The organism is Martelella alba (genome assembly GCF_006516955.1).
GTDB lineage: Bacteria > Pseudomonadota > Alphaproteobacteria > Rhizobiales > Rhizobiaceae > Martelella > Martelella alba.
In genome coordinates this window covers 1-22364 of record NZ_VHLG01000016.1, presented here as the reverse complement: position 1 = coordinate 22364, position 22364 = coordinate 1, and the positions used below count along the sequence as shown (strand labels likewise).

The 22364-nt window shown below is 60.5% G+C and carries 12 protein-coding genes and 1 pseudogene; 1 reads left to right on the top strand and 12 read right to left on the bottom strand.

What is annotated here, in order from left to right:
- Positions 1-40 precede the first annotated feature (40 nt).
- The 12 genes from FJU08_RS19485 to FJU08_RS19430 all read right to left on the bottom strand — a co-directional run bounded on the left by FJU08_RS19485 (position 41) and on the right by FJU08_RS19430 (position 21879).
- A complete protein-coding gene (locus FJU08_RS19485) occupies positions 41-1057 on the bottom strand; it encodes a LacI family DNA-binding transcriptional regulator (protein WP_141150728.1) in 1017 nt (338 codons plus the stop codon).
- A 54-nt stretch (positions 1058-1111) separates the two neighbouring features.
- Positions 1112-2698, bottom strand: coding sequence for a GMC family oxidoreductase (locus tag FJU08_RS19480; protein WP_141150727.1), 1587 nt, complete (start codon positions 2696-2698; stop codon positions 1112-1114).
- 17 nt (positions 2699-2715) lie between these two features.
- Positions 2716-4218 (bottom strand): FAD-dependent oxidoreductase, encoded by a 1503-nt coding sequence (locus FJU08_RS19475; protein WP_141150726.1) that lies wholly within the window; start codon positions 4216-4218, stop codon positions 2716-2718.
- Complete coding sequence (locus tag FJU08_RS19470; RefSeq protein WP_141150725.1) at positions 4215-5327, bottom strand: ABC transporter ATP-binding protein; 1113 nt, start codon at positions 5325-5327, stop codon at positions 4215-4217. The genes FJU08_RS19475 and FJU08_RS19470 overlap by 4 nt, the downstream gene beginning before the upstream one ends.
- Before the next feature lie 4 nt (positions 5328-5331).
- The gene (locus FJU08_RS19465; protein ID WP_141150724.1) at positions 5332-6210 is read right to left on the bottom strand and encodes a carbohydrate ABC transporter permease; all 879 of its coding nucleotides are present in this window, start codon (positions 6208-6210) and stop codon (positions 5332-5334) included.
- Positions 6210-7106, bottom strand: coding sequence for a carbohydrate ABC transporter permease (locus FJU08_RS19460; protein WP_141150723.1), 897 nt, complete (start codon positions 7104-7106; stop codon positions 6210-6212). Before FJU08_RS19460 ends, FJU08_RS19465 begins: the two co-directional genes overlap by 1 nt.
- Before the next feature lie 111 nt (positions 7107-7217).
- Entirely contained in the window at positions 7218-8411 is a 1194-nt protein-coding gene (locus FJU08_RS19455; RefSeq protein ID WP_407943727.1) for an ABC transporter substrate-binding protein, read from the bottom strand.
- A 212-nt stretch (positions 8412-8623) separates the two neighbouring features.
- Positions 8624-10150 carry an aldehyde dehydrogenase family protein gene (locus FJU08_RS19450; RefSeq protein ID WP_141150721.1) on the bottom strand — a complete coding sequence of 509 codons (1527 nt, stop codon included), beginning with the start codon at positions 10148-10150 and terminating at the stop codon, positions 8624-8626.
- Positions 10151-10155: 5 nt separating this feature from the next.
- Positions 10156-10923 (bottom strand): enoyl-CoA hydratase/isomerase family protein, encoded by a 768-nt coding sequence (locus FJU08_RS19445; RefSeq protein WP_141150720.1) that lies wholly within the window; start codon positions 10921-10923, stop codon positions 10156-10158.
- Positions 10920-12491 (bottom strand): acyl CoA:acetate/3-ketoacid CoA transferase, encoded by a 1572-nt coding sequence (locus tag FJU08_RS19440; protein WP_141150719.1) that lies wholly within the window; start codon positions 12489-12491, stop codon positions 10920-10922. The genes FJU08_RS19445 and FJU08_RS19440 overlap by 4 nt, the downstream gene beginning before the upstream one ends.
- Positions 12492-12784: 293 nt before the next feature.
- Entirely contained in the window at positions 12785-20347 is a 7563-nt protein-coding gene (locus FJU08_RS19435) for a neuraminidase-like domain-containing protein (protein WP_141150718.1), read from the bottom strand.
- A 410-nt stretch (positions 20348-20757) separates the two neighbouring features.
- Positions 20758-21879 carry an alanine racemase gene (locus FJU08_RS19430; RefSeq protein ID WP_141150717.1) on the bottom strand — a complete coding sequence of 374 codons (1122 nt, stop codon included), beginning with the start codon at positions 21877-21879 and terminating at the stop codon, positions 20758-20760.
- A gap of 65 nt (positions 21880-21944) precedes the next feature.
- Between FJU08_RS19430 and FJU08_RS19425 the strand changes: the two are divergent.
- Positions 21945-22364, top strand: a pseudogene (locus tag FJU08_RS19425) (hypothetical protein); the annotation flags it as partial.

Here is a 22364-nt window from a genome sequence, read left to right as displayed (position 1 = left end):
CCCCGAAACGTGGCCTAAAGGCCGGTATGTCCTGAACTCTTCATGACAGGTTGCGCTTGGCGCTGCTGTCGCGCAGTGCCAGCGTCACCGGTGTTATGGTCTCCGGTGCTGGCTGGCGGCTTTCCTCAAGCCATGCCAGCATTGTCTCGGCCATGGCTTTGCCGAAACCGGCAATATCGCAGCGCACGGAGGTCAGCGAGGGCCATGCAAGGGCTGCCTCCTCGATATCGTCGAAACCGACAATTTTCAGTGCTTCGGCCACCGGCCGGCCGCGTTCCGCGCAGCCGGAAAGCATTCCGAGTGCGACGAGATCATTGAAGCAGAGCGCCGCATCGACATCCGCATGCTCCCGTTCAAGCCGTTTGACGGCTTCACGGCCGAAAGCCTGTGTCGGACGGCCCTCGATGAAAACCGGTTCAAGCCCTGCTCTTGACAGGGCGGTGAGGTAGCCCGTCATCCGCTCATGGGTGACGGTGCGGCCTTCAATTCCGCCGACAAAGGCAATCTTGCGGGCGCCGGAGGCTATCAGATGCGCCGTCGCAATTTCGCCGCCCTTTCGATAGTCGGGTGCTGCGAAAGGAAAACGGGCCGTATCGGGATCGACCTTGCGCAGCACCTGCATGGCGGGAATACCGGCGCGGGCGATGGCCTCAAACGCCATTTCAACCTCGCCATAGGCTGGCGAAATAATGAAGGCGGAAACACCGTGCTCGATCATCGCCGCAATCATCTGCGCCTGCAGCGCCGGATCTTCATCGGTATTGGCAACCACGGCGGCATAGCCGCGTGCTGATAATGCCATCTGCAGCGAAATGGCGAATTCGGTGAAGAAGGGATTGCGCAGATCATTGATCACAAGACCGATCAGCCCGGCATTGGCACTTCTGAGATTGGCCGCCGCGCGATTATAGACATAGCCAAGTTCGGCCATGGCTTCGCGCACCAGGGCGCGGGTCTCATCGCGCACCACCGGGCTGTTTTGCAGCACCAGGCTGACCGTGGATTTGGACACACCGGCCTTGCGCGCCACATCAATGATCGTCGGTCTTGAGGTCATGCGGAACGTTTGAACTCCCTTTGCCGGTGTGGAGGAGAAATGCGCGCGCTCATGTCAGGCACCGTGAGCGGTGCGGATCATATCCGCCGCCTTTTCGCCAATCATGATCGCCGCCGCATTCGTATTGGAGGAAATCACCCTTGGCATGATCGAATTGTCGACAATCCGCAATCCCTCAATGCCGTTGAAGCGCAATTGCGTGTCAACAACCGCATCCGCATCGACGCCCATGCGGCAGGTTCCGGCGCAATGATGCGAGGTCTTGGAATGCACCGAGATGAAATCGAGATAATCCGCATCCGTTTTGACATCCGGCCCCGGTAGCCGTTCGGCGAGAATATATTTCGCAAGCGGCGACTGGGCGAGGATCTCCTGCGCCAGTTTCAGCCCGCGGATCGAATTTTCCCGGTCCGAGGGATCGGCGAGATAGTTGGGGTCGATCAGCGGCGCTGCCTTCGGATCGGCGCTCTGCAACCTGACGGAGCCGCGCGAGCGCGGCCTGAGATAGCAGGCATTGAGCGTGATGCCACCATTGGGCATGGCTTCAACGCCATGTTCGATGCCGGTACCAAGGCCGAGATGCAGCTGGATATCGGGGGAGCGGGCTTCAGGATCGGCATACCAGAAGCCGCCGGTTTCAAACAGTGAGGAGGCAACCGGTCCGCGCCGGGTCACAAGATAGTTGAGCCCGGCAAGGGCTGCCCAAAACGGCTTGGCATAGCGGTCATAGCTGTGCGGACCGGATAATTCGCAGATCGCATAGAGATCGAGATGATCCTGCAGGTTCTCGCCGATTGCCTTTTGATCATGCACCGGGGTGATGCCGATCGCTTTGAGTTGATCGGCCGGGCCAATGCCGGAAAGCTGGAGCAGGCGCGGCGAGCCGATGGCGCCGGAAGACAGCAGCACTTCGTTTCCCGCCTCAAGCCGCGTGCCGTCGGCAAGTTCGACGCCGCGCGCCCTGCCGCCCTTAACGATGATGCGGCGGACTTCGGCGCCAAGCATGACATGGAGATTGCGGCGATGCCGGTTCGGCGTCACATAGGCCATGGCGGCGGAAGAGCGGCGGACATTGCGCTGGGTCAGCTGGTAATAGCAGACGCCATCCTGGGTCTCGCCATTGATATCGCGGTTGCGCGGAATACCCAGTTCCGCCGCCGCCGCAAAATAGGCCTCGCAGATTTCCAGTGGTGCACGCGGTTCGCTGACGCCGAGCGGACCGCCTCTGCCGTGATATTTGTTGTTGTAAGTCTCGTTATCCTCGGCCTTGCGGAAATAGGGCAGCACATCATCATAGGCCCAACCCTCGCAGCCCATCTGCCGCCATTCGTCATAGTCGGCCGCATTGCCGCGGGTATAGATCTGCGCATTGATGGCGGAACCGCCGCCGATGACCTTGGCCTGGGTATAGCGGAACACCTTGTTGTGCAGATGCTTCTGCGGCACGGTCTCCCAGCCCCAGCTGCCGATCCCCTTGGTCATTTTGGCAAAGCCGGCCGGCAGGTGATAATAGGGATGGCGGTCGCTGCCGCCGGCTTCCAGCAACAGCACTTCGACCTTGGGGTTTTCCGAAAGCCGGCCAGCCAGAACCGAGCCTGCCGAACCGCCGCCGACGATGATGAAATCATATCCCCTGGACATTGATGGCTCCTGAAGGTTTACGCGCGTATACGCGCGGCAATATGGTCAGCACTGCGCATCGCAAGGGCCGCAATGGTGAGCGCTGGATTGACGGCGGCGGAGGTCGGCAAAATCGCAGCACCGGCGAGATAGAGATTGCCGTGATCATGGCTCCGGCCAAAACTGTCGACCACGCTTGTCAGCGGATCATCGCCCATCCGCGCCGTGCCGCATTGATGGGATGGCGTGCGGCGGTCGAACGGTTTCGACAGCACGATTGGATAGCCCGCCTTGCGCAGCACCTGTTTCAGCCGTTTCACCAGCGCCTCATGGGCGGCAAAGTTGGAGCGCTTCCAGTCCAGCATGATCTGGCCATCTTTCACCGTCACCCGGCTTTCCGGGTTGGGCAGATCCTCCGACATGGCGTAAAGATCAACGGCGCGCGCGGCGACCAGCTTTGCAACCACACCAGGCAGTCCGGAGGAGGCTTTGAGGATTGTGCCGGAGATCTTGCCAAGCAGCTGGATATTGCCGAGCGGTTCGCCCTTCGGACCGCCCGTCAGGTAGAAATCATTGATCATCAGGGTTTTCTGATAGACCGACGGATTGCGCCTGAAAGGGTGAAGCGCCAGCACAGCCGAGCAATTATGGTTCATGAAATTGCGCCCGACCTGATCGGAACTATTGGCAAGGCCTGCCGGATTGGCGGTATTGGCCGCGCCGAGAAGCAGGGCCGCCGACTGCACCGCTCCGGCCGCCAGTACCACGGTTTCAGCCTTCAGCACCATGCCGGATTGCAGCCGGACGCCGCTGATGCGGTTGGCGGTATCCGTTTCAAAACCGGTGACCTGCGCCCCGGTCATCAACTTTACATTGTTATGAGTCAATGCGCTTTTCAGCCCGGCGCTCTCGGCATCCATCTTGCCGTCAGCGGTATTGGGAAAGGCATCCCAGGGCGTTTTCGCCCGGGAAAGCCAGCGCTCGATATCAACGCCGAGCGGCAGTGAGGCGGGGTGAAGACCGGCAGCCTCCATCCGGCGGCGGAAATCGGCAATCGCCGGTTCGTCCGGCACGGGGGCAAAGGGATAGGGCGTCGAATGATCTGGCTCGCTCGGATCTTCGCCAAGTGTTCCGCGCACGCGGTAAAGCTGTTCGGCCCGGCCATAATAGGGTTCTAGATCCTCGTAAGCGATCGGCCAGCCGGGCGTCGTGCCGCCCATATGCGCAAGCGGTGAAAAATCCTCACGGCGATAGCGGATCAGCACCGCGCCATAGAATTTCGAATTGCCGCCGACATAATAGTAATTGCCCGGATTGAAGGGCTGACCCGCACCATCCAGCCATGTTTCATCCGGCCGGTAATGGCCGTCAGCGAAGATCGCGGTTTCGTCGCGTTCTTCGGCAGAGGGGCGCAGATGTTCGCCGCGCTCCAGAATCAGGATGCGCCGCCCGGTTGGAGCCAGGCTTGCGGCAAGCGTGGCCCCGCCCATCCCCGAACCGATGATGATGACATCGGCATCGTTTATGGCGGCATCGTTCATGGCTGGATCCGTTCTTCGGTTTCGGGGTCGAAGGCGACGGCCTTTTCCATGTTGATGGCAAAGGTGAAATCCCGGCCGGAGGCGACATTGGCGTCGCCGCGCATCCGCGCGATCACATCAACGCCGCCGATCTCCATGGTGACAAAAGTATCGGCGCCCGCCGGTTCCGTCACGCCGATGCGGTTTTCCAGCGTGACGATGTTTTGCGAATTGCGGTCGGCCCCTTCGGGATCGGTGATCGCTTCCGGGCGGATGCCGAGCAGGATCTCGCGGTCCGCCCAGCCAGCCATATTGTCCTGCGAGAAACGCAAATGCTGCTTTCGGCCATCCGCCGTGGTGACGATGGCGTGCGGCGCGCCGTCTTTCATGACGACGCGGGCCGGCATGACATTCATTGCCGGAGAGCCCATGAAGGTCGCGACATAGACATTGGCGGGTGTGTCGTAGATTTCCTTTGGCGTGCCGAGCTGCTGGACATAGCCCTTGTACATCACCGCGATCCGGGTCGACAGCGTCATCGCCTCGATCTGGTCATGGGTGACATAGACGATGGTGGTCTTCAGCTTCTCATGCAGCTTCTTGATCTCGGTGCGCATGTCGACGCGGAGTTTGGCATCGAGGTTCGACAGCGGTTCATCGAACAGGAAAACATCCGGATTGCGCACCAGGGCGCGCCCCATGGCAACGCGCTGGCGCTGGCCGCCGGAAAGCTGGCCGGGCTTGCGGGCGAGAAGATTTTCGATCTGCAAAAGCTTTGCCACATGGGCGAGCGCCTTCTCCCGCTCGGGCTTCGGCACACCATGCATTTCAAGCCCGAAGGTCATGTTCTGCGCCACGGTCATGTTCGGGTAGAGCGCATAGCTCTGGAACACCATGGCAATGTTGCGGTTGGAGGGGTGAACGCCGTTCATCACCCGGTCCCTGATCGAGATATCGCCGGATGTGATGCTTTCCAGCCCGGCAATCATGTTGAGAAGCGTGGACTTGCCGCAGCCCGACGGGCCGACCAGCACCAGAAACTCGCCTTCCTCGACGGAAATATCAACGCGGTGCAGCACCTCGATGGCGCCATAGGCCTTGGTGACGTTTTGAATATTCAGAAAACCCATCGGATTATCCTTTGACCGAACCCGCCATCAGACCGCGCACGAAGAAGCGGCCAGCGACGATATAGACAAGAAGCGTGGGAAGGGCGGCGAGGATCGCGCCGGCGAAGTGAACATTATACTCCTTCACCCCCGTTGATGACTGAACGAGATTGTTGAGCGCCACAGTCATCGGCTGGCTGGTGCCGCCAAACGAGGTGCCGAACAGGAAGTCGTTCCAGATATTGGTGAACTGCCAGATGACCGAAACCACGGTGATCGGCGCCGAGACCGGCAGCATGATGCGGAAGAAGATGCGGAAGAAACCGGCGCCGTCGATCATCGCCGCACGCACCAGTTCGGTTGGAAAGGCGGCATAGTAATTGCGGTAATAGAGCGTGGTAAAGCCGATGCCGTAGACCACATGAACCAGGATCAGGCCGGGGATCGAGCCTGCAAGGCCGAGCTTGCCCAGCACTGTTGCCATCGGAATCAGCACGATCTGGAACGGAATGAAGCAGGAGAAAAGCAGCATTCCGAACACGACCTTATGGCCGCGAAAGGTCCATTTGGTCAGCACATAGCCGTTCAGCGCGCCGAAAATGGTCGAGATTGCGACCGCCGGGACCACGATCAGGATTGAATTGATGAAATAGGGTTTCAGTCCCGTCGGCTCGACGCCGATCTGCGCTCTTGACCAGGCCTGCAACCAGGGCTGAACCGTATAATGCTGCGGCAGCGCCATCATATTGCCGCCGGTGATCTCGGCAAGCGGCTTCAGCGAATTCGACACCATCACGTAAAGCGGCATCAGGTAGAAACCGGCAAAACCCAGCAGGATCCCATAGATGAAGATCCGGGTGAAACGGCCGGTTCTGACGGCCGTGTTCTGTTCGGCAGCGGCCATTATTTCTTCTCCTTCAGCTCGGCATAGAGATAGGGCACCATGATTGCGGCAATCGTCATCAGCATGATCACCGCCGAGGCTGCACCAATGCCCATGGAATTGCGGGTAAAGGTGTAGGAATACATGAAGGTTGCCGGCAGTTCGGTTGCCCGTCCCGGTCCGCCGCCGGTCAGCGCGATGATCAGGTCATAGGACTTGACCGCCAGATGCGCGAGAATGACGAAGGAGGACAGGAAGGCGGGACGCAGCAGCGGAATGACGATGCGGCGGTAAAGGGCGAAATTGGATGCGCCATCGATCTGGGCGGCCTTGAGGATCTCATTGTCGATCCCGCGCAGGCCCGCCAGGAACATCGCCATGACAAAGCCGGATGTCTGCCAGACGGCGGCGATCACCACCGTATAGATTGCCATGTCACGGTTCTTGATCCAGTCGAAGCGGAAATTCACGAAGCCCCATAGATGCATGGTGTGCTCGATGCCAATGCCGGGATCGAGGATCCATTTCCACGCCGTGCCGGTAACGATGAAGCTGAGCGCCATCGGATAGAGATAGATCGGTCGCAACACCCCCTCGCCGCGGATGCGCTGATCGAGAAGAATGGCGAGCACAAGGCCGATCACCGTGCAGATGATGATGTAGAGGCTGGCGAAAATGGCGAGATTGGTCACCGCCGTCCACCAGGCGCTGAGCCGGAACAGCTTGGTATAATTGGTCAGCCCGATCAGATCATAGCTCGGCAGCATTTTCGAGTTGGAAAAGCTCAAGTAAACCGTGAGCGCAATGAAGCCGTAGACGAATACCAGCATCGCCGCGATCGAGGGCGACAGCACGATCTTCGGTATCCATTCCTGCAGGCGGGTGCGCAGATCCACCGTGGACGCTTGGCTCGCCATGGTTCCTCCTCGGCCGCAGGGGCTGCGGTCATGTCATGTTGATATCGTGCGACGTCTTTTTGGGGATTGGAGCCGGCGGCGGTTCAGGCCCGCCGCCGGCCCCGGTTCACATCACTGGGCGTCCTGAACGGCGGTCACCAGTTCCTCAACGGCGGTGGCGGAATCATATTCACCGTTGAACTGGGCGGTGATGACGTCATACATGGCGTTCTTCACTGCTGCGCGGTTGGCATGGCCATGGGCCATGGAGCCGACCAGCGTGCCATTGGCAGAGGCTTCGGCCAGATCTGCCATCCCCTTCTTACCGCAGGCATCAAAGGCATCATTCGGAACATCGGTGCGGGCCGGGACCGACCCCTTGACCACGTTGAAGGCTGACTGGAATTTCGGCGACATGATCGCGCTGGCCATGGCCTTCTGCGCGTCCTGGGCCGCCGGATCCTTCACCTTGAACATGGCGAACTGGTCGGAATTGAAGCTGACCATGCCGGCGGTTCCGGGAACGCGAAAGCACAGGAAATCCTGGTCCGGCACGTCGCCGGCTTTCAGGAATTCGCCCTTGGCCCAGTCGCCCATGATCTGGAAGGCGGCATCGCCATTGATCACCATGGCCGAGGCCAGGTTCCAGTCACGGCCGGAGAAATTGTCATCGACAAAACCGCGCAGCACGGTCATACGGTCGAAGACTTCCTTCATCTGGTCGGAACCAAGCGCTTCGGGGTCGAGATCGATCAGCGCCTTCTTGTAGAAATCGACGCCGCCGACGGAAAGCACGACGCCGTCAAACAGGGTCGCGTCCTGCCAGGCCTGTCCGCCATGCGCCAGCGCGGTCTTGCCGCTGTCCTTGACCTTCTGCATGGCGGCAACAAACTCGTCCCAGGTCTGCGGCTGGGCGATGCCGAGTTCATCCAGCACCTTCTTGTTGGCCCAGACCCAGTTGGTCGAATGGACGTTGACCGGGGCGGCGATCCAGTGGCCGTCATATTTGGAAAACCGCTGCAGCGCCTCCGGCACAACGCCATCCCAGCCCTCGGCATTGGCTACGTCATCGAGGTTGGCAAGCGCGCCAAGCTCGGCCCAGTCCTGAATGTCGAAACCGAGCATCTGCACGGCCGTCGGCGGATCACCGGCGGTTACACGGGCGCGGAGCGTCGTCATTGCCGCCTCGCCGCCGCCGCCGGCAACCGGCATATCGACCCAGCCGATGCCCTGGGCGGCCAGATCATCCTTCAGCACGTTGAGCGCTGCGGCTTCACCGCCAGACGTCCACCAGTGCAGGACCTCGACATCCTCGGCATGCGCCATGGAAGCGCCCGCAAGAAGCGCCACCGTCAAAGCCGATGTCTTCACAAAATTGAACCTACGCATAAATTCCTCCTCCTTGAATGTGCGTGGTCTCTCTCCCGGCCCCTCCGGCAACGACATGTCATCGCCGGAGGGGCCGGACCTCCTCCTGAACGCATCATATGCCGGATTAAGGGCCTCCACCCGTTCCGCCCGATGCGCCGCAAGGCCTGTCAGTCGTCACGCACCCAGGGCGTACGTGTCCGCCCGATCCGCATGACAAGTGATTTCACCTCCAGGAATTCCTCGAAGCCGTAGCTTCCGATTTCCCTCCCCTGCCCGGATTCTTTCATGCCACCGAAGGTTACTTCGGGGAAGCCGTCCATCCAGCTATTGGTCCAGACGGTTCCCGCCTGAACGCGGCGGCTGAATTCGAGGCAGGTGTGGATATTTTCGCTCCAGACACCCGCCGAAAGACCGAAACTGGCATCATTGGCAAGGGCAATCGCCTCGTCAAGCGTGCGAAAGGTCAGGACGGAAAGCACCGGCCCGAACACCTCTTCGCGGGCGATCGCCATATCGGGCGTCACACCACGCACAACTGTCGGTAGATAGAACTGGTCACCGAGGCCTGGGACGGCAAGACCTTCGCCGCCAATACAGATCTCGGCGCCGGCCTCAACCGCACCGGCGACATAGCCGGCGATCTTCTGCTGATGGGCGCGTGAGACGATAGCACCAACCTGGGTATCGGGATGCATCGGATTGCCGAAGGCAACCTTGCGCGACAGTTCGACCACGCGAGCGACAAAGGCATCGGCAATATCTTCATGAACGATCAGGCGGCTTGATGAATTGCAGCACTGACCGACGTTGAAATAGATGCCGAAGGTCACCGCATCGGCAGCGCTCTCAAGATCGGCATCGGGAAACACGGCCTGCGGGTTCTTGCCACCAAGTTCCAATGCCACCTTTTTCAGCGTGTCGCCTGCGGTCCTGGTGATCTGCTTGCCGACCGCTGTCGAGCCGGTAAAACTCACCATATCGACGTCCCTGTGGTTCGACAGCATGGCGCCGACCGGATCACCGAAACCGAGCACGATATTGCACACGCCTGCCGGAAGCCCGGCTTCTGCCAGCATTGCGCCCAGCATCGCCGTTGTCGTCGGGGTGATTTCCGATGGTTTGACCACGCAGGTGCAGCCCGCCGCGAGCGCGAAAGGCAGTTTCTGGCTCAGGATCCAGAAGGGGAAATTCCACGGCGTGATGATGGAGACAACGCCGATCGGCTCCTTCAGCACCACATTCAGCATGTCGGCGCCCAGCCCGTTATGGCTGTCGCCATGGGTCGTGCGGGCCAGCGCCGCCGCATAGCGCCATAGATCGGCTGCGCCGCCGCATTCATTGTGCGACTGGGTGATCGGCTTGCCGCTTTCCAGCGTCTCGAACACGGCAAGCTTTTCGGCATTTTTCTCAATCAGATCGGCAACCCGGAGCAGCACGGCGGCGCGCTCCTTGCCGGAAAGCCGGCTCCAGCGGCCGTCGTCAAAAGCGGTGCGCGCGGCGGCGATGGCCCGCTCAGCCTCTGTGCCGGAACCCTTTGCCGCGCGGCTCACCAGCATGCCATGGGAGGGGGACAGGCGTTCGGAGGTCGCACCATCGGCGCTGTCTTCATGGGTACCGTTGATAAAGTGCCGCGCGGCATAGGGAAGCTGCGGCATGGCGACGGTTTGGCCGGAAATGATGTTGAAGTCTTTCATCGCAGTCACTCACCTGAAAATTGCGGTTTGCGTTTCTCGCGGAAGGCTGCAACGCCTTCAGCCCGGTCATCGGAAGCGGCAATGGCGGCGCTGCCCAGAGCCTCGACCATGGCGCCGCGATCCTCACCGGCTGCGGCATGGATCATCGATTTGGCGATCTCCTGGGCTCGCGGCGAAAGTGTCACAGCCCGCTCCAGCAGCTTCGCCGCCACCACGCGCGGATCATCGGCGACGGCTGCAACATAGCCTGCGGCAAAAGCGCGATCGGCCTTGATGCGGTTGCCGAACAGCGCCATTTCCTTGACCATCGGTTCCGGCATCAGCCGCAAAAGCCGCTGGGTGCCGCCCCAGCCGGGCACGATGCCGACACCGGCTTCCGGCAGCGCCAGCGACGCGCCCGTCGCCATGACGCGGATATCGCAGGCCGAGGCCAGTTCCAGCCCGCCACCAAAGGCATAGCCGTTGATCACCGCCACGCTCGGCTTGGAAAGCCGTGCCAGCCGGTCGAAAATGCGGTGGCCGTCACGGACCCAGAAACGGGCGAATTCCGCCGGTGCGAGGCCGCCCCAGCCTTCGATATCGGCGCCGGTGCAAAAAGCCCGCTCCCCTGCCCCGGTCAGCATCACAGCACTGAGCGTGGCGTCATGCTCGATCACCTCCAGATGGCTGGCGAGTTCGCCGAGCATCTCCACCGTGAAGGCGTTCATCTTGGATTGATTGTCGAGCCTGAGTTCGGCGATCTGGCCGTCGCGAATGAGATGAACCCGGCTCATGCACCCCACCCGATTTTCTCATCAGCCAGCAGCGAGAGCGGCATGGTCACGGCATCGGCTGCGATCTTCACCCGGCCATGGGAGGCGGCGGTGATATCGCGTTCGGGATCAATGCCGGGCATGATCTCGGTTGCGACAAGGCCATCATCGCCAAGCCGCATGACGCAGCGCTCGGTGATATAGAGGACCTCCTGGCCGGTCTCGCGGGCTCTGGCGCCGGAGAAGGTCACATGCTCCACCGCCTCGACCATCTTGGTGAATTTGCCGGGTGCTGCGACATGAATGCCGTCATCGGTGAGTTCGATTGTCGCGCCCGCCTCGAACCAGCCGGAGAAAACCAGTTTCCGCGCGCCGCTGACAATGTCGACAAAGCCGCCGCAACCGGCCGTCAGATAGGGCTTCTTGCCGAGTTTCGAGACATTGACATTGCCCTCGACATCGACCTCGAGAAAGGAGAGGAAGGAGACATCGAAGCCGCCGCCCTGGAAGAAGATGAACTGCTGCGGCGAAGGCACGAAAGCATCGGCATTGGCCGCGCAGCCAAAGGCAAAACCGGTAAGCGGCATGCCGCCGACGGCGCCCTGCTCGATCGCCCAGGTCACCGCTTCGGCATGGCCTTCCTCAAGCAGGATGCGCGGTACAAGGGCGGAAATGCCGAAACCGAGATTGGCGGTCATGCCGGGTTTCAACTCCATTGCCGCCCGGCGGGCAATGATCTTTTCGACGCCCTGTTCGGGCAGGTCGAAATGCGACCATGGCTGCATCACCTGACCGGAAATCGCCGGATCATAAGGCGTTTCACAGGTCTGTTTCTGGTCCGGATCGACAACGATGAGATCGACGAGATGACCGGGAACCCGCACATCATGCGGGCGCAGCGAGCCGCGTTTCGTCACCCGCTCCACCTGGGCGATCACCAGCCCGCCGTGATTGCGCACGCAGATCGCCTGTTCCAGTCCGCCAAGATAGGCCCCCTCGTGCTCATAGGTCAGATTGCCATGCTCATCGGCGGTTGTTGCCCTGAGGATTGCGACATCGGGTGTCACATTGGGGAAGTGCAGCCAGGTCTCGCCTTCAAATGTGACGCGTTTGACGACCGGAGTTTCAGCCGCCAATCCATTCATGGCGCAGCCTTCGCGCAGCGGGTCGACAAAGGTGCCGAGCCCGACTTTCGTCAGCACGCCCGGGCGGTTGGCGGCCGCCTCGCGGTTCATGTCAAAGAGGACGCCGGAGGGCAGATTATAGGCTGCAACACGGTTCTCAACGATCATCTTCCAGATTTCCGGCATCGGCTTTGACGATGGGCCGGAGGGATAGGAACCGCCAAGAATGCGGCGAAGCAACCCGTCCTTGGCGATGTGATCAACGCCCTTCACGCCATACATGTCACCGGCGGCGATCGGGTGGATCGTAGTGAGGTCACACGGGTGGTTTTCAGCATCAAAACGCGCGCCGATGGCGGCAAGGACGGCATCGGGGCAGCCAAGCGCCGATGACGATGATACCGTCAGAATGGCGCCATCATTAATCTGCGCGGCCGCTTTGGCAGCCGTGACGATCTTGCCCATTTTGCTCCTCCCAGTCGTGCCGTGCGAGGCGGCACCCGTCTTTTTCAGCTTCCGCACAACCTGATCACACGCTTTGTTTCGCGCCTGGCATCAGGTCAATTTGGAACGTTCCAAACTACTAATGGAACGTTCCATTTATTGTCAATAGCCAATTTGACTGTCATGATCATGCAGTGCAACCAAAGCTTAGGCAAAAGTCGTCAAAAGCCATGAATTCGCACTCATCGCAGTCGCGAAGATGACGCCGAAAAAAACGCTGCAGCATGTCTGCGCTGTGCCGGCGGCCGGGCAGGCTACCAGCGACCGGAGAAGGTGACCGTGATGGTGACGTCATCCAGAGCAGGTGTCAGAATTTCCATATGGCGGGTGGCCGCATCCTGCCATGCCCTGGTGTGGCTTTGCGGATGTCGCCCGCTTCTCAGGGCCTGGAGCGCCGGCAGGACGAGGTGCCAGCGGGATTCGACACCGGTGTTCTGAAAGCGTCTGAGCATTCCCTCCGGATAGTCGAAGCGGGCGGTATCGACCCTGGCTTCGGCAAGCATGATGCTTTGCAGCGCATGCCGGTTGCGGCGGATTCTGCCACCCCGTTCTGTCTGGCGTTCGCGGGTGAGATAGCGGGTATTGGCAATCTGGGTCAGGCGGCCATGCGGGCTGAGCCCGGCTTTTTCCAGACCGGGAAAATGGACGGCAATGCTCTGGATCCGGCGGTCATACTGGCCGGGATAGAGGACTTCAAACATGTCCTCGCCGAGTTCGAAATAGGCCTCGCCGCTGGCGACAAGTGCTTCATGCGCTGAAACTTGGCCATTGAGGGCGGGCAAGGCGCTCAGGGAAAATGTCAGGCTGGCGGCGGCGCTTTGCGGGTCCATCAGGGCGGTGACATAGGCAAGCTCCAGCCGCTCGACATCAAGCGCCAGCCGGTAGGGCGCGTTGAAGCGTTCATTGCTGTCACCGGGATTGGTGGTATTGATGAAACTCGTGCCATTGGTCTGGCCGGTCTCGTCCTCATAGGCGTGGGCCAGAAGCTTGCACAGTTCCAGCGTCACGGCAAATTCGTCGTCAAACAGGTTCTCAAGATCCCCGGCAAGCCAGTTATAGAACCGGTCCGTGCCAAAAGCCGTATCGCCAAGTGCGACAAGCGCATCGGCGGCATCACGGTCGCGGCGAAGGTTGTCGCGCTGCGCTTCTTCTTTCTTCAGCGCCTGCCTGGCCTTCTCCTGCTCCAGACTGGCGGCGGCCAACTCACTTGTTAACTTGGCGATGTCGGAGATGATCTGGTCCTTCTTCGCCTTGCGCTCCTCATTATACTGAGCTCTGGCTGATGTGATCTGCATGGAGAGCAGATGTCCGACTGCGTGAAGCGGACGCTGTGCATTAACGATGGCATATGGTGCGCCACCAGCCGACGTTCCCATGATGGTCGGCAAGCGACCTTCGATCCGCGCGCGCATGTCGGCGACCTTGTTCTCAAAACCCACGCGGGTCTGCTCCCATGCGGCCTTCCCCTCCCGTATGCGGGCCTCGAGAGCCGTGACATAATATTGCAGCATATTGATTTGCACTTCATTGCGCAGCGCGCTCACCTTTGCCGCAACATTGGCTGTCTTCACGTCCTTTTCCGTTCTGGCCACATCGATCGCAAGCCCTTGAAGCGCGATGGCGCGGGTCAGGCTGTCTCTGGCATTCGTTCTCGCCGTCTGCGCCATGGTGAAGCCGTCGGCCTTTTCCTTCGCGGCCTGAAGGCGGCTGCTCGTGGTCTTCAGATTGGCGATATAGTGGCGCGTCGCGCGGGCAATCGTGGTGAAGTCGATCAAAGGCTCCAGCTCTTCCGCCCGTGTTTCGGCCGGGGTCTTCCGCAGGGCGGTCTTGGCCGCCATCTGCAGCTGTCGCGGGTCGATCACGGCGGAAAGAAGCGGGATGTTCAGTGGTTTTCCGTCGATATCCAGCCATTGCCTGAGATTGTTCAGCCGGGCGCCGATCAGATCGTAAAGGTCGCGCAATTCCCGGTTATAGGGCGGCAGGAAAACCGGCGTTCTGGCTTCAGCGACGGCGCCGAGGGTGGGATTGCGCCATGGCTGGGCGGTCACCACCTCCAGAATTTCCTCAAGATTGTCGGCGAAAAGCTGGCGTGCTTCGACATAGAGCGATTTTGCCTGCTGCAGGCTTTCCTGTGTCTCCTCGTGATAAAGGGCGTCGCCTGCGGCCAGCATGGTCTCGATATAGTGGCGGATGGTGGCCTGCTGGTAATAGAAGGGATAATCTGCCGCGAGCCGGTCCGGATCGACGATGACATCGCCCGTATCGAAGGCACTTTCGCCTTCCGGCATCTCTGCGCCCGCCAGTGGAAGGACCTGCCAGGGCGCGCTCAGTTTCGGATTATAGATGCGTTCCAGCCAGTTCAGCGCCGCGTCAAACTGGCCGTTATCGGCATAGCTTGCCGCAAGTGCGGTGGGGATATGGTAGAAGATCTCCCAGCCATAGCCGCCATGGGATGCATCGAAGTCGAATCTGGCTTCGGGCAGGCTCGTCTCGGGCAGGCGCGTCGTGTCATCACTGCCGTAAAGTTCTGCAAGAGTCTGGGTGAAATCGGTGGGAAAAGAGCCCAGCTTTTCCGAAAGTGCCTGGTTTTCAAGGGTAAAGAGTCCCGGGAAATCCCCCGGCCGCGGCATTTTCCGGGCAAGTTCGGCAAGCGCGCTCGAACTGTTCAAAATGAGGTATGTATCCTCGATTTTCGTGCTGTCATTTTCAACCAGATGGACGAAATTGCGGCTGCTATGGGTGTCGTTCTGCGTCCAGACCGTATTCACCTTGCCGAAGCTCAGCCTCAGCGTGAAGGTTCCGATCTCGACTTCCGTATCCAGCTTGTAGGAATCATAGGGCAGAAACAGCCGGCCGTTCTGATGCGTCTTGACCGTATACCAGTCGAAAAAATACTGGCCCATCGGTCGGTTGACCTTCAGTTTTACCTTGATCTTGCGGCTTTCACCCAGCTTCACCATCCAGCTTTCCGGCACGGCGACGCTGCTTTTCCGGCGTTCATTGGCGGATTCGTAGATCTCGTGATTGGTCTCGGCAAAGGGCAGGTTCGGCGCGCTTTTGGAATACCAGAGCGTATCTTTCCCGCCGACCCGTTCGCCGGTGACGGTTTTCGGGCTGATCTCCTCATCTTCGATTGTCAGCACCGTCTGGAGATAGGTTTCTGCCGCCCGCTCGGTGAAAATATCGGTGAAGAAGCCGCTTTTATCGGTATTCGCATGGGGCTGGGCAATCAGGTAGTGGCTGCGGAAATCCTCGCCGAAACCGGTTTCGATCGTGCCGATATTCGCACTGTTGACCGCCGGAAGCCTGTAGGTGGCGCGCGGGCTGTTGCCACTCCAGATCTCGACGAGCATTCCGGTGGCATAGACGCCGCTGGTGGTGCTGCGGATCCACATATGCTGCAGGAATATGTCGTTGTCGGTTTCGATCATGTGATCGCCCTCGATCATCGACATGGCGATCTGCGGATGCACGCAGGTGAACTGCGCCGGCGCCGCCTCCTGCATGCGCAGGTCGACGGGCTGTTCGGGATAGAAAATGCCATCGACCCAGTCATCGGTCAGCCTTATCTGCATTGAGGACTGGTGCAGGGCGCCGGAAGAACCGGTCTCCTGAAGATCGATTCCGATTGTGACATAGATCGCCGTTTTGAGCGCGCCCTGCGGTGTCGCTCTTGATGCAGGCACACCATATTGGCAAAGCCCGGTTGCCGTCATCGGGTGATAGAGCGTACTGACTGCCGGTCGCGCGCCGGTCCATTCGAAAGCGCCGTCAATGCTGAGAACGCCACCTGCTCCCTGCAGTTCGCCCTCGGTGAAAAGGCCGGGCGTATATTTGGGCCCGGTCAGCGCATTGGCGTCACAGCGCATGTAGCGCGGGTGGATACGCCAGACCGCCTCCTTATTCTCGGGACCCTGCGCCTTGCGTTCCTCGATCTCCAGCCAGAAAAAGAAATAGCGGTTTTCAAAAACGCAGACGGCAATGTCGGAGAGCAGCTCATGGGTCGCTGGCACTTCGACCTCCTCCCAGAAAGTCCAGTCAAGCGCCTTGAGATAGCCTGCGCCGCCCGAAAGTGCCGCAATGGCGGCGAAATCGGCCTCCATCTTGCGGTAGAAAAAGCGCCCGGGCTCCCAGTCGGCGGCAGCAAGGAAGTGATAGGTCGGACCGCCCCCGGCCTCGTCCTTCGGTTCGACATAAAAGCTGCAAACGCTGAGCGCACAGACATTTGCAAGCCCGGCCATATAGGTGTTGACGGCGGTCTCCGCCCCGGTCTCATCGAGATCGCTGCCGGAAATGGATTGCAGCAACGCGTCGAATTCCGGTGAGGTTTCATAGCGCAGTTCGGGTTCGATATAGTTTTGCGGATAGCGCGCAAGCTTGGCGTTGGCTTCCCAATGGCGATAGGTGCGATCGAGTTGCCACCGCGCCGCCAGCGCTTCGCGGTTGACGAAGCCGACGCCCTTTTCAAGGCCGTTCAGGGCCCGGGTGATATAGAGCTGCAACGAGCTCATCGCTTCCACCAGCCGGCTGGTTGGCACGGCGCTCGTCACCTGCACGTCAAGCAGAAGGTGACGGTAAAGCGCCTCGCGGTCGATCACCCGGTCGCAAAGGACAGGGTCGCGGGCGATATTGGTCTGCATGAAAGCCGCGACCAGCGCATCACGCCTGTCTTCGGCGAGCGCGTTCTCGAATGCAGCCACATGATCGCCATCCTCAAATTGCGCAAGGCCCGCCCGCGCCGCCGTTTCGGCCGTGCTCCAGTCCCCCCTCTGGCCGGAATGGCTAACGGCTTTCAGCGCCAGCAGGTCCCGCGCGCTGATATGAAGCCTTTCGGCAAGCCGGACATGGCGGCTCAGCGCGTCGAGCCGGGCGATATCGTCAGCCAGTGCATCATCGCCGAACATATCAGCGCAATAGGCCTTGATGTCGTCCGGCGGGCATTCGAGCAGAATGGCCAGCGTCTGCATGCAAGCCTGTCGAAGCGCAGCGGCCTGATCGCCCGGCATGTCGGGGCCGGGCTGGGCATCCTTCGCCATGGCCAGATAGCCCCGCCAGGCGGCATCGCCTGCCGCACCGGCCTGCAGCCGGCCAAAGCAGCTCAGATAAAAGAGCTGTTCAAGGTCGAGCGGTCCGGCAAGCATGATGCCATCATCACCATGGCCCAGACCCGGTGCAATCCATTGCGGCATGAAGCCGATCAGTTCGAGAGCGATATCGCCGAGCCTCAAGGCATCGTCAGCTGCAGCATAGCGGCGCAATTCCGCAAGCCAGAACAATGCGGCGTCGTTATCAGCACCGGCAAGCAGCGTCTCCAGAACACTGAACGGGTCGGTCTGCGCCCAGACGATCAGTGCGCCGGCGCCTGCCGGTTTCAGTGCGTTGCCAAGGGTTGCCACCTGACGCTCGATGGCATCGATCTGCGCATCGCGCAGCCGTTCCAGCCGCGACACGAGCCGCGCGATCTGGCGATGATTGCGCCCGGAATCAAGATCGATCTCCGGATATGCGGCAATGAAGCCGCGGATTTCCTCATCAAAGACGGCGCCGTCATAGGCCGCCGTGAGAACGCCTGAACCATGATAAAGGCCGGCCCTGTCGCGCAGATCCGCGTGCCAGCCGGAGGCAGGCAGAAGGGTTGTCCGCCCGTCCACAGTGTCCCAGATTTCGAATTCCGTGAAGGTCCTTTCCGCAATCAGGCTGGTCGCTGCTGCCTTCGCCAGTGCTGCCAGCCATTCCAGATCCTTTTCGCTGGCACGCCTGCCCGTCTGCGCGCCCGGTATGATCAACGCCAGGAGGTTTTCGGGGGAAAGCTCTACCGATGCCATCCACTGCGCCAGCGTCGTCAGCTGATCAAGCGCCGTCAAAAGCTGATCTGTCTGATCGCCATTCATGTTGCAGGCCGTGAGCGCCTGAAAGAGCGGGTCGCCCTGCATGAACTGGCTGCTCACCCTGGCGGCGAGTTCAAGTCCGCTTGTCAGCGGCCAGCCGAGCATGCGGAAGAATGCGCTCAGACGGTATAGGGCACCGAGGCCCCGGGCATCGACGGCTTCTTGCAGCGCAAAGCTGCCGGACAGGGCCTGAACCAGCACATCCAGCTCAATGGCGGAAATGCGAAGCCCGTTCTGCACCGCCGCTGACAGGCGCGGATCGCTGATCGGTGTCGCCTTCTTTGTGATTGTCGCAAGAACATAGGGCGCATCCTGGCCGAACAGGGCGCGCATGAAGGAGGTTTCCGTCTGTTCCAGCCCGGCGGTCACCTGTTCCTGCCCCTCAAGAATGGCATCGGCACGCCAGAAGGGGCAAATGGTATCAAACAGTGCCTGAAAGGCTTCCGGGCTGAGGCCGAAGGCGTCGTGATAGACCCGGTAGCTGGCGAGCAGCCGCAGCCCGGTCTTGCTAATGCAGCATCGGGCGACCCTGTCAGGATCGGCTACCGGATCCATCGGAATGCGCGCACCGGGTATCGAAAGCAGCAGGTTCAGCTGATGAAAGGGAAGGTCCGTGGCATGGTGAAGCCGGGCAAGATAATGCATCGAACGCAGATAGGGCGCTGTCAGCGGTCCGCCGTCGCAATAGACGGTCTGATCATCGCCGGCGGCTAGCAGGACGAAATCGGTGGGATTGTCGAAAAATGACGTGGCATAGTCGACCTGCGCGACCGGCTCGCCGTCCTCCTGGCTGACCGCATAAAGACCGAGCATCTGCATCAGCGCGTCGAAATCGAGGTCCAGGCTTTTGCGCAGAAAGGCGATATGCCCCGTCAATTCAATGCCGGAGACGCCAAAGAGATCTTGTGCTGTCGATGGCGGTACCCCGCCCCCGGCCGCGCTGTCTTCGCTCAGAAGCGAAAGCACGCTGCCTGCCTCTGCCGGCATGTCAGAGGAGCCGGAAAGGCCCAGGAGCCCGGCGGTATCGGCGCTCAGGCTGAAACCGGGTCGCAGCGGAAAGCGGCTGGCAAGCGTCTCGCCATGGATCATGTTGAGTGTCGTACCGCCGATCTTTGAAAGTGCTGCGCGCGCGGCGGCCATGGCGGCGTTGAACGGAAGGGCGATCGGGAAAAAGGACCGCTCGAAATCAATGTCCCCAAGCCCGCTATCAAGCACTTCATTGATGATGCCAATGGCCGGGATTTCCCGTTTGAGATTGGCCTCGCTGAGTGTCAGGCGGGCAAGATCCGGCCGCCGATGCGACAGCCTGTCGGATTGTGTTTCCGGCTCGATGAGGCCGATTTCGTCATCAAGGCCGTGGGCGATGCGGTAGAGATAGCTCAGATAGGCCGCCACCGACTGGTCTGACTGCAGGCTTGAGGGGTTGGCAAAGGCCTGGTTGCCCGCCTGGCTATAGGCCTGTTCCAGAGGTTCGGGAAGTCGCGAGGGCGTATGACGCAGCCCGATATTCATCGGATCCTTCACCGACAACAGGTGCTGCATGCTGCGCCATGTACGAATGGCCTCGCGCCTGGCACGTGCAAGAAATGGCCGCGGCAGCTTTGGCAGTGCCGCTTCAGCCGCTCCGCCGCTGAACTGCTGAAGATTGATGGCGCGGTTCCGCCGTCCCGCCCCGGCGGCAAAGGCGACGGCTTCAGCGGCATTGTTGAAATTGAACCGCTTGAGATCGGCCTTGAAGCCATCGTCGCGCTGCCGGTCCGCAATGGCCTGAAAAAGCGGATGATGGGCAATTTCCGCAAAGGGGATGGTCTGTTTTCCACTGTGCGCAAGCTCGCATATACGCTTTTTCTCGAAAAGCTGGCGCGATTTTCCGGCCGGCATGGGGCCGCTTCTGCCGGTTCCGGCGCTGCGATCGATGGAACTGTTCATGGGAATGCTCCTCAATACAGGATCGTTCAGGGGCGGTACGGTCTGGCTGAATGCAGGTCTCAGTCTTGCTGATCCATCGCCAGGCTGGGCAAGGCGGCAAAAAACAACTGAAATATATGATGATTGCCCCGGCCCTTGTTCGGGCAGCTGGCGGAATTACTGTGCGTTATTCTCTCTGCTACAGTTAAGTGTAGCAGAAAAGTTGACCATGGCACTCTTTTATTTGGTGCGCTGCCGGATCACGGCATTTGTCGCGCTCGGCGAAAGCGTTATCCATGGCCGCAGGCCCACCGGCACGCGATCATGATCGCGGTACCGACGAGAACAGGCTGTGTTTCGGGTGTGTCCCTGTGGCCGGTGCTGAGGGCGGACGCTTTGCCGCTTACATTGCCCGGCCGATTGCCGTTCTTCTACCAGCCATTGGTTCTGGCCCATGTCTCGGCCTGGTCAGTGCCGGCGAGATGGTAGCGGTCATAGGCAGCGCAGGTCATGCAGGCATGATTGGGCAGCACCCGGAGCCTGGTTCCGATGGGCAGTGTGGCAAACAGCGCCGGGTCTGCAACTGTGATCGTGCCGTGCTCCTGATGCACCGTCTGAAGACTAAGACCATTGATCGGCTGACGTGTTTCGGCATCGCAGACGATACCATAGCCGATCTCGGGCATGAGGCTGTTGGCGCCGATATCCTTGGAAAGCGCCAGCGCGCCGGCATCAATCACCATGGATCCGGCAGCCTGATTATGGCCGATCACGGTGGCCAGCACCGAAACGGCAATGTCATCCAGCCTGCACATGCCGCGCGAATACTGTGCCAGGTCCCAGAACATGTAGATGCCGCAGCGCGCTTCGGTGACGCCATCCAGCCTGCGGGCATGCAGGATGGTCGGCGTTGAGCCAATGCTGACGATATCGCAGGCATGACCCGCGGCGCGGATCATCTCGGCACTGTCCACCGCCGCCCGGCGTTCAATCTCGGCAATAGCGGCGATCGCATCAACATCGTCAGTGCTGTAGGAATGGCCGGCATGGGTCATGACGCCGCGAAGAAGCCCCGCCCGGGCATCGAGAAGGCGTGCGATTTCGGCAAGGTCGGCACTGGCAGGCTGAACCCCGCTTCGGTGTTCGCCGCAATCGATCTCGATCAGGCATTGCAGGGCATTTGCGCCCTCCCCCGAGGCCGCAGACAGGGCGCGCGCTGCCGTCACGCTGTCGAGGGTCAAGAGCAGCCGGGCGCCGGTCTCGCGCTGGATCCGTTTCACATGATCAAGCTTTGCGGGCACGATGGCGACGGCGTAGAGAATATCGTCAAATCCGGCGCGGGCGAAATATTCGGCCTCTTTCAGGGTCGAGACGGTGATTGGCCCCTTCTCGGCGCCAATCACCGCGCGGGCGACCTCGACCGATTTCGCGGTTTTCAGATGCGGGCGGAGCTGAACGTCAAGCGCTGCAATTCGCGCATTCATGCGGGCGGCGTTTGCCGCCAGGCGCTTTCTGTCCAGAACCAGTGCCGGTGTTTCCGTTCTCTCAAACATATGCCGCTCCCGCTCCGGTGGCTGTTAAATCCATCAGGCGGCTGGTTAGCAGAAGCAGGCGGAAATTGCGCCTGAAAACCGCCTCAATAGAGTATCGAGGGCAGCCAAAGCACTATCTGGGGAAGCAGGAACAGCAGAACACCCCTGTAAAGCTGCTGGATCCCGACATCGGGCAATCGCGCCTGAATGACGAACAGCTTTATCGAGAGTACCGCAAAGTGTGGGGCAATTGCGGTTTGGGATTTGTGATGCCAAGGGTTTGGGATGTCGCCCGCGCTGCAAATCTACCAGATAAAAGTTCGTCTTCTCGGTATCAGCCCGATGGTCTGGCGGCGCGTTTTTGGTTCCGGCTTCGACAACCCTACCAAAATTGCAACGTCGGATCAGTGACTTACCCGCCGGAGGATTGTGGCGGGCCGCATGCCTACCTTGAACGGCGGGATGAGGCTGGTGGTTACGATGCCTGGAGGGACATGAATGTCATG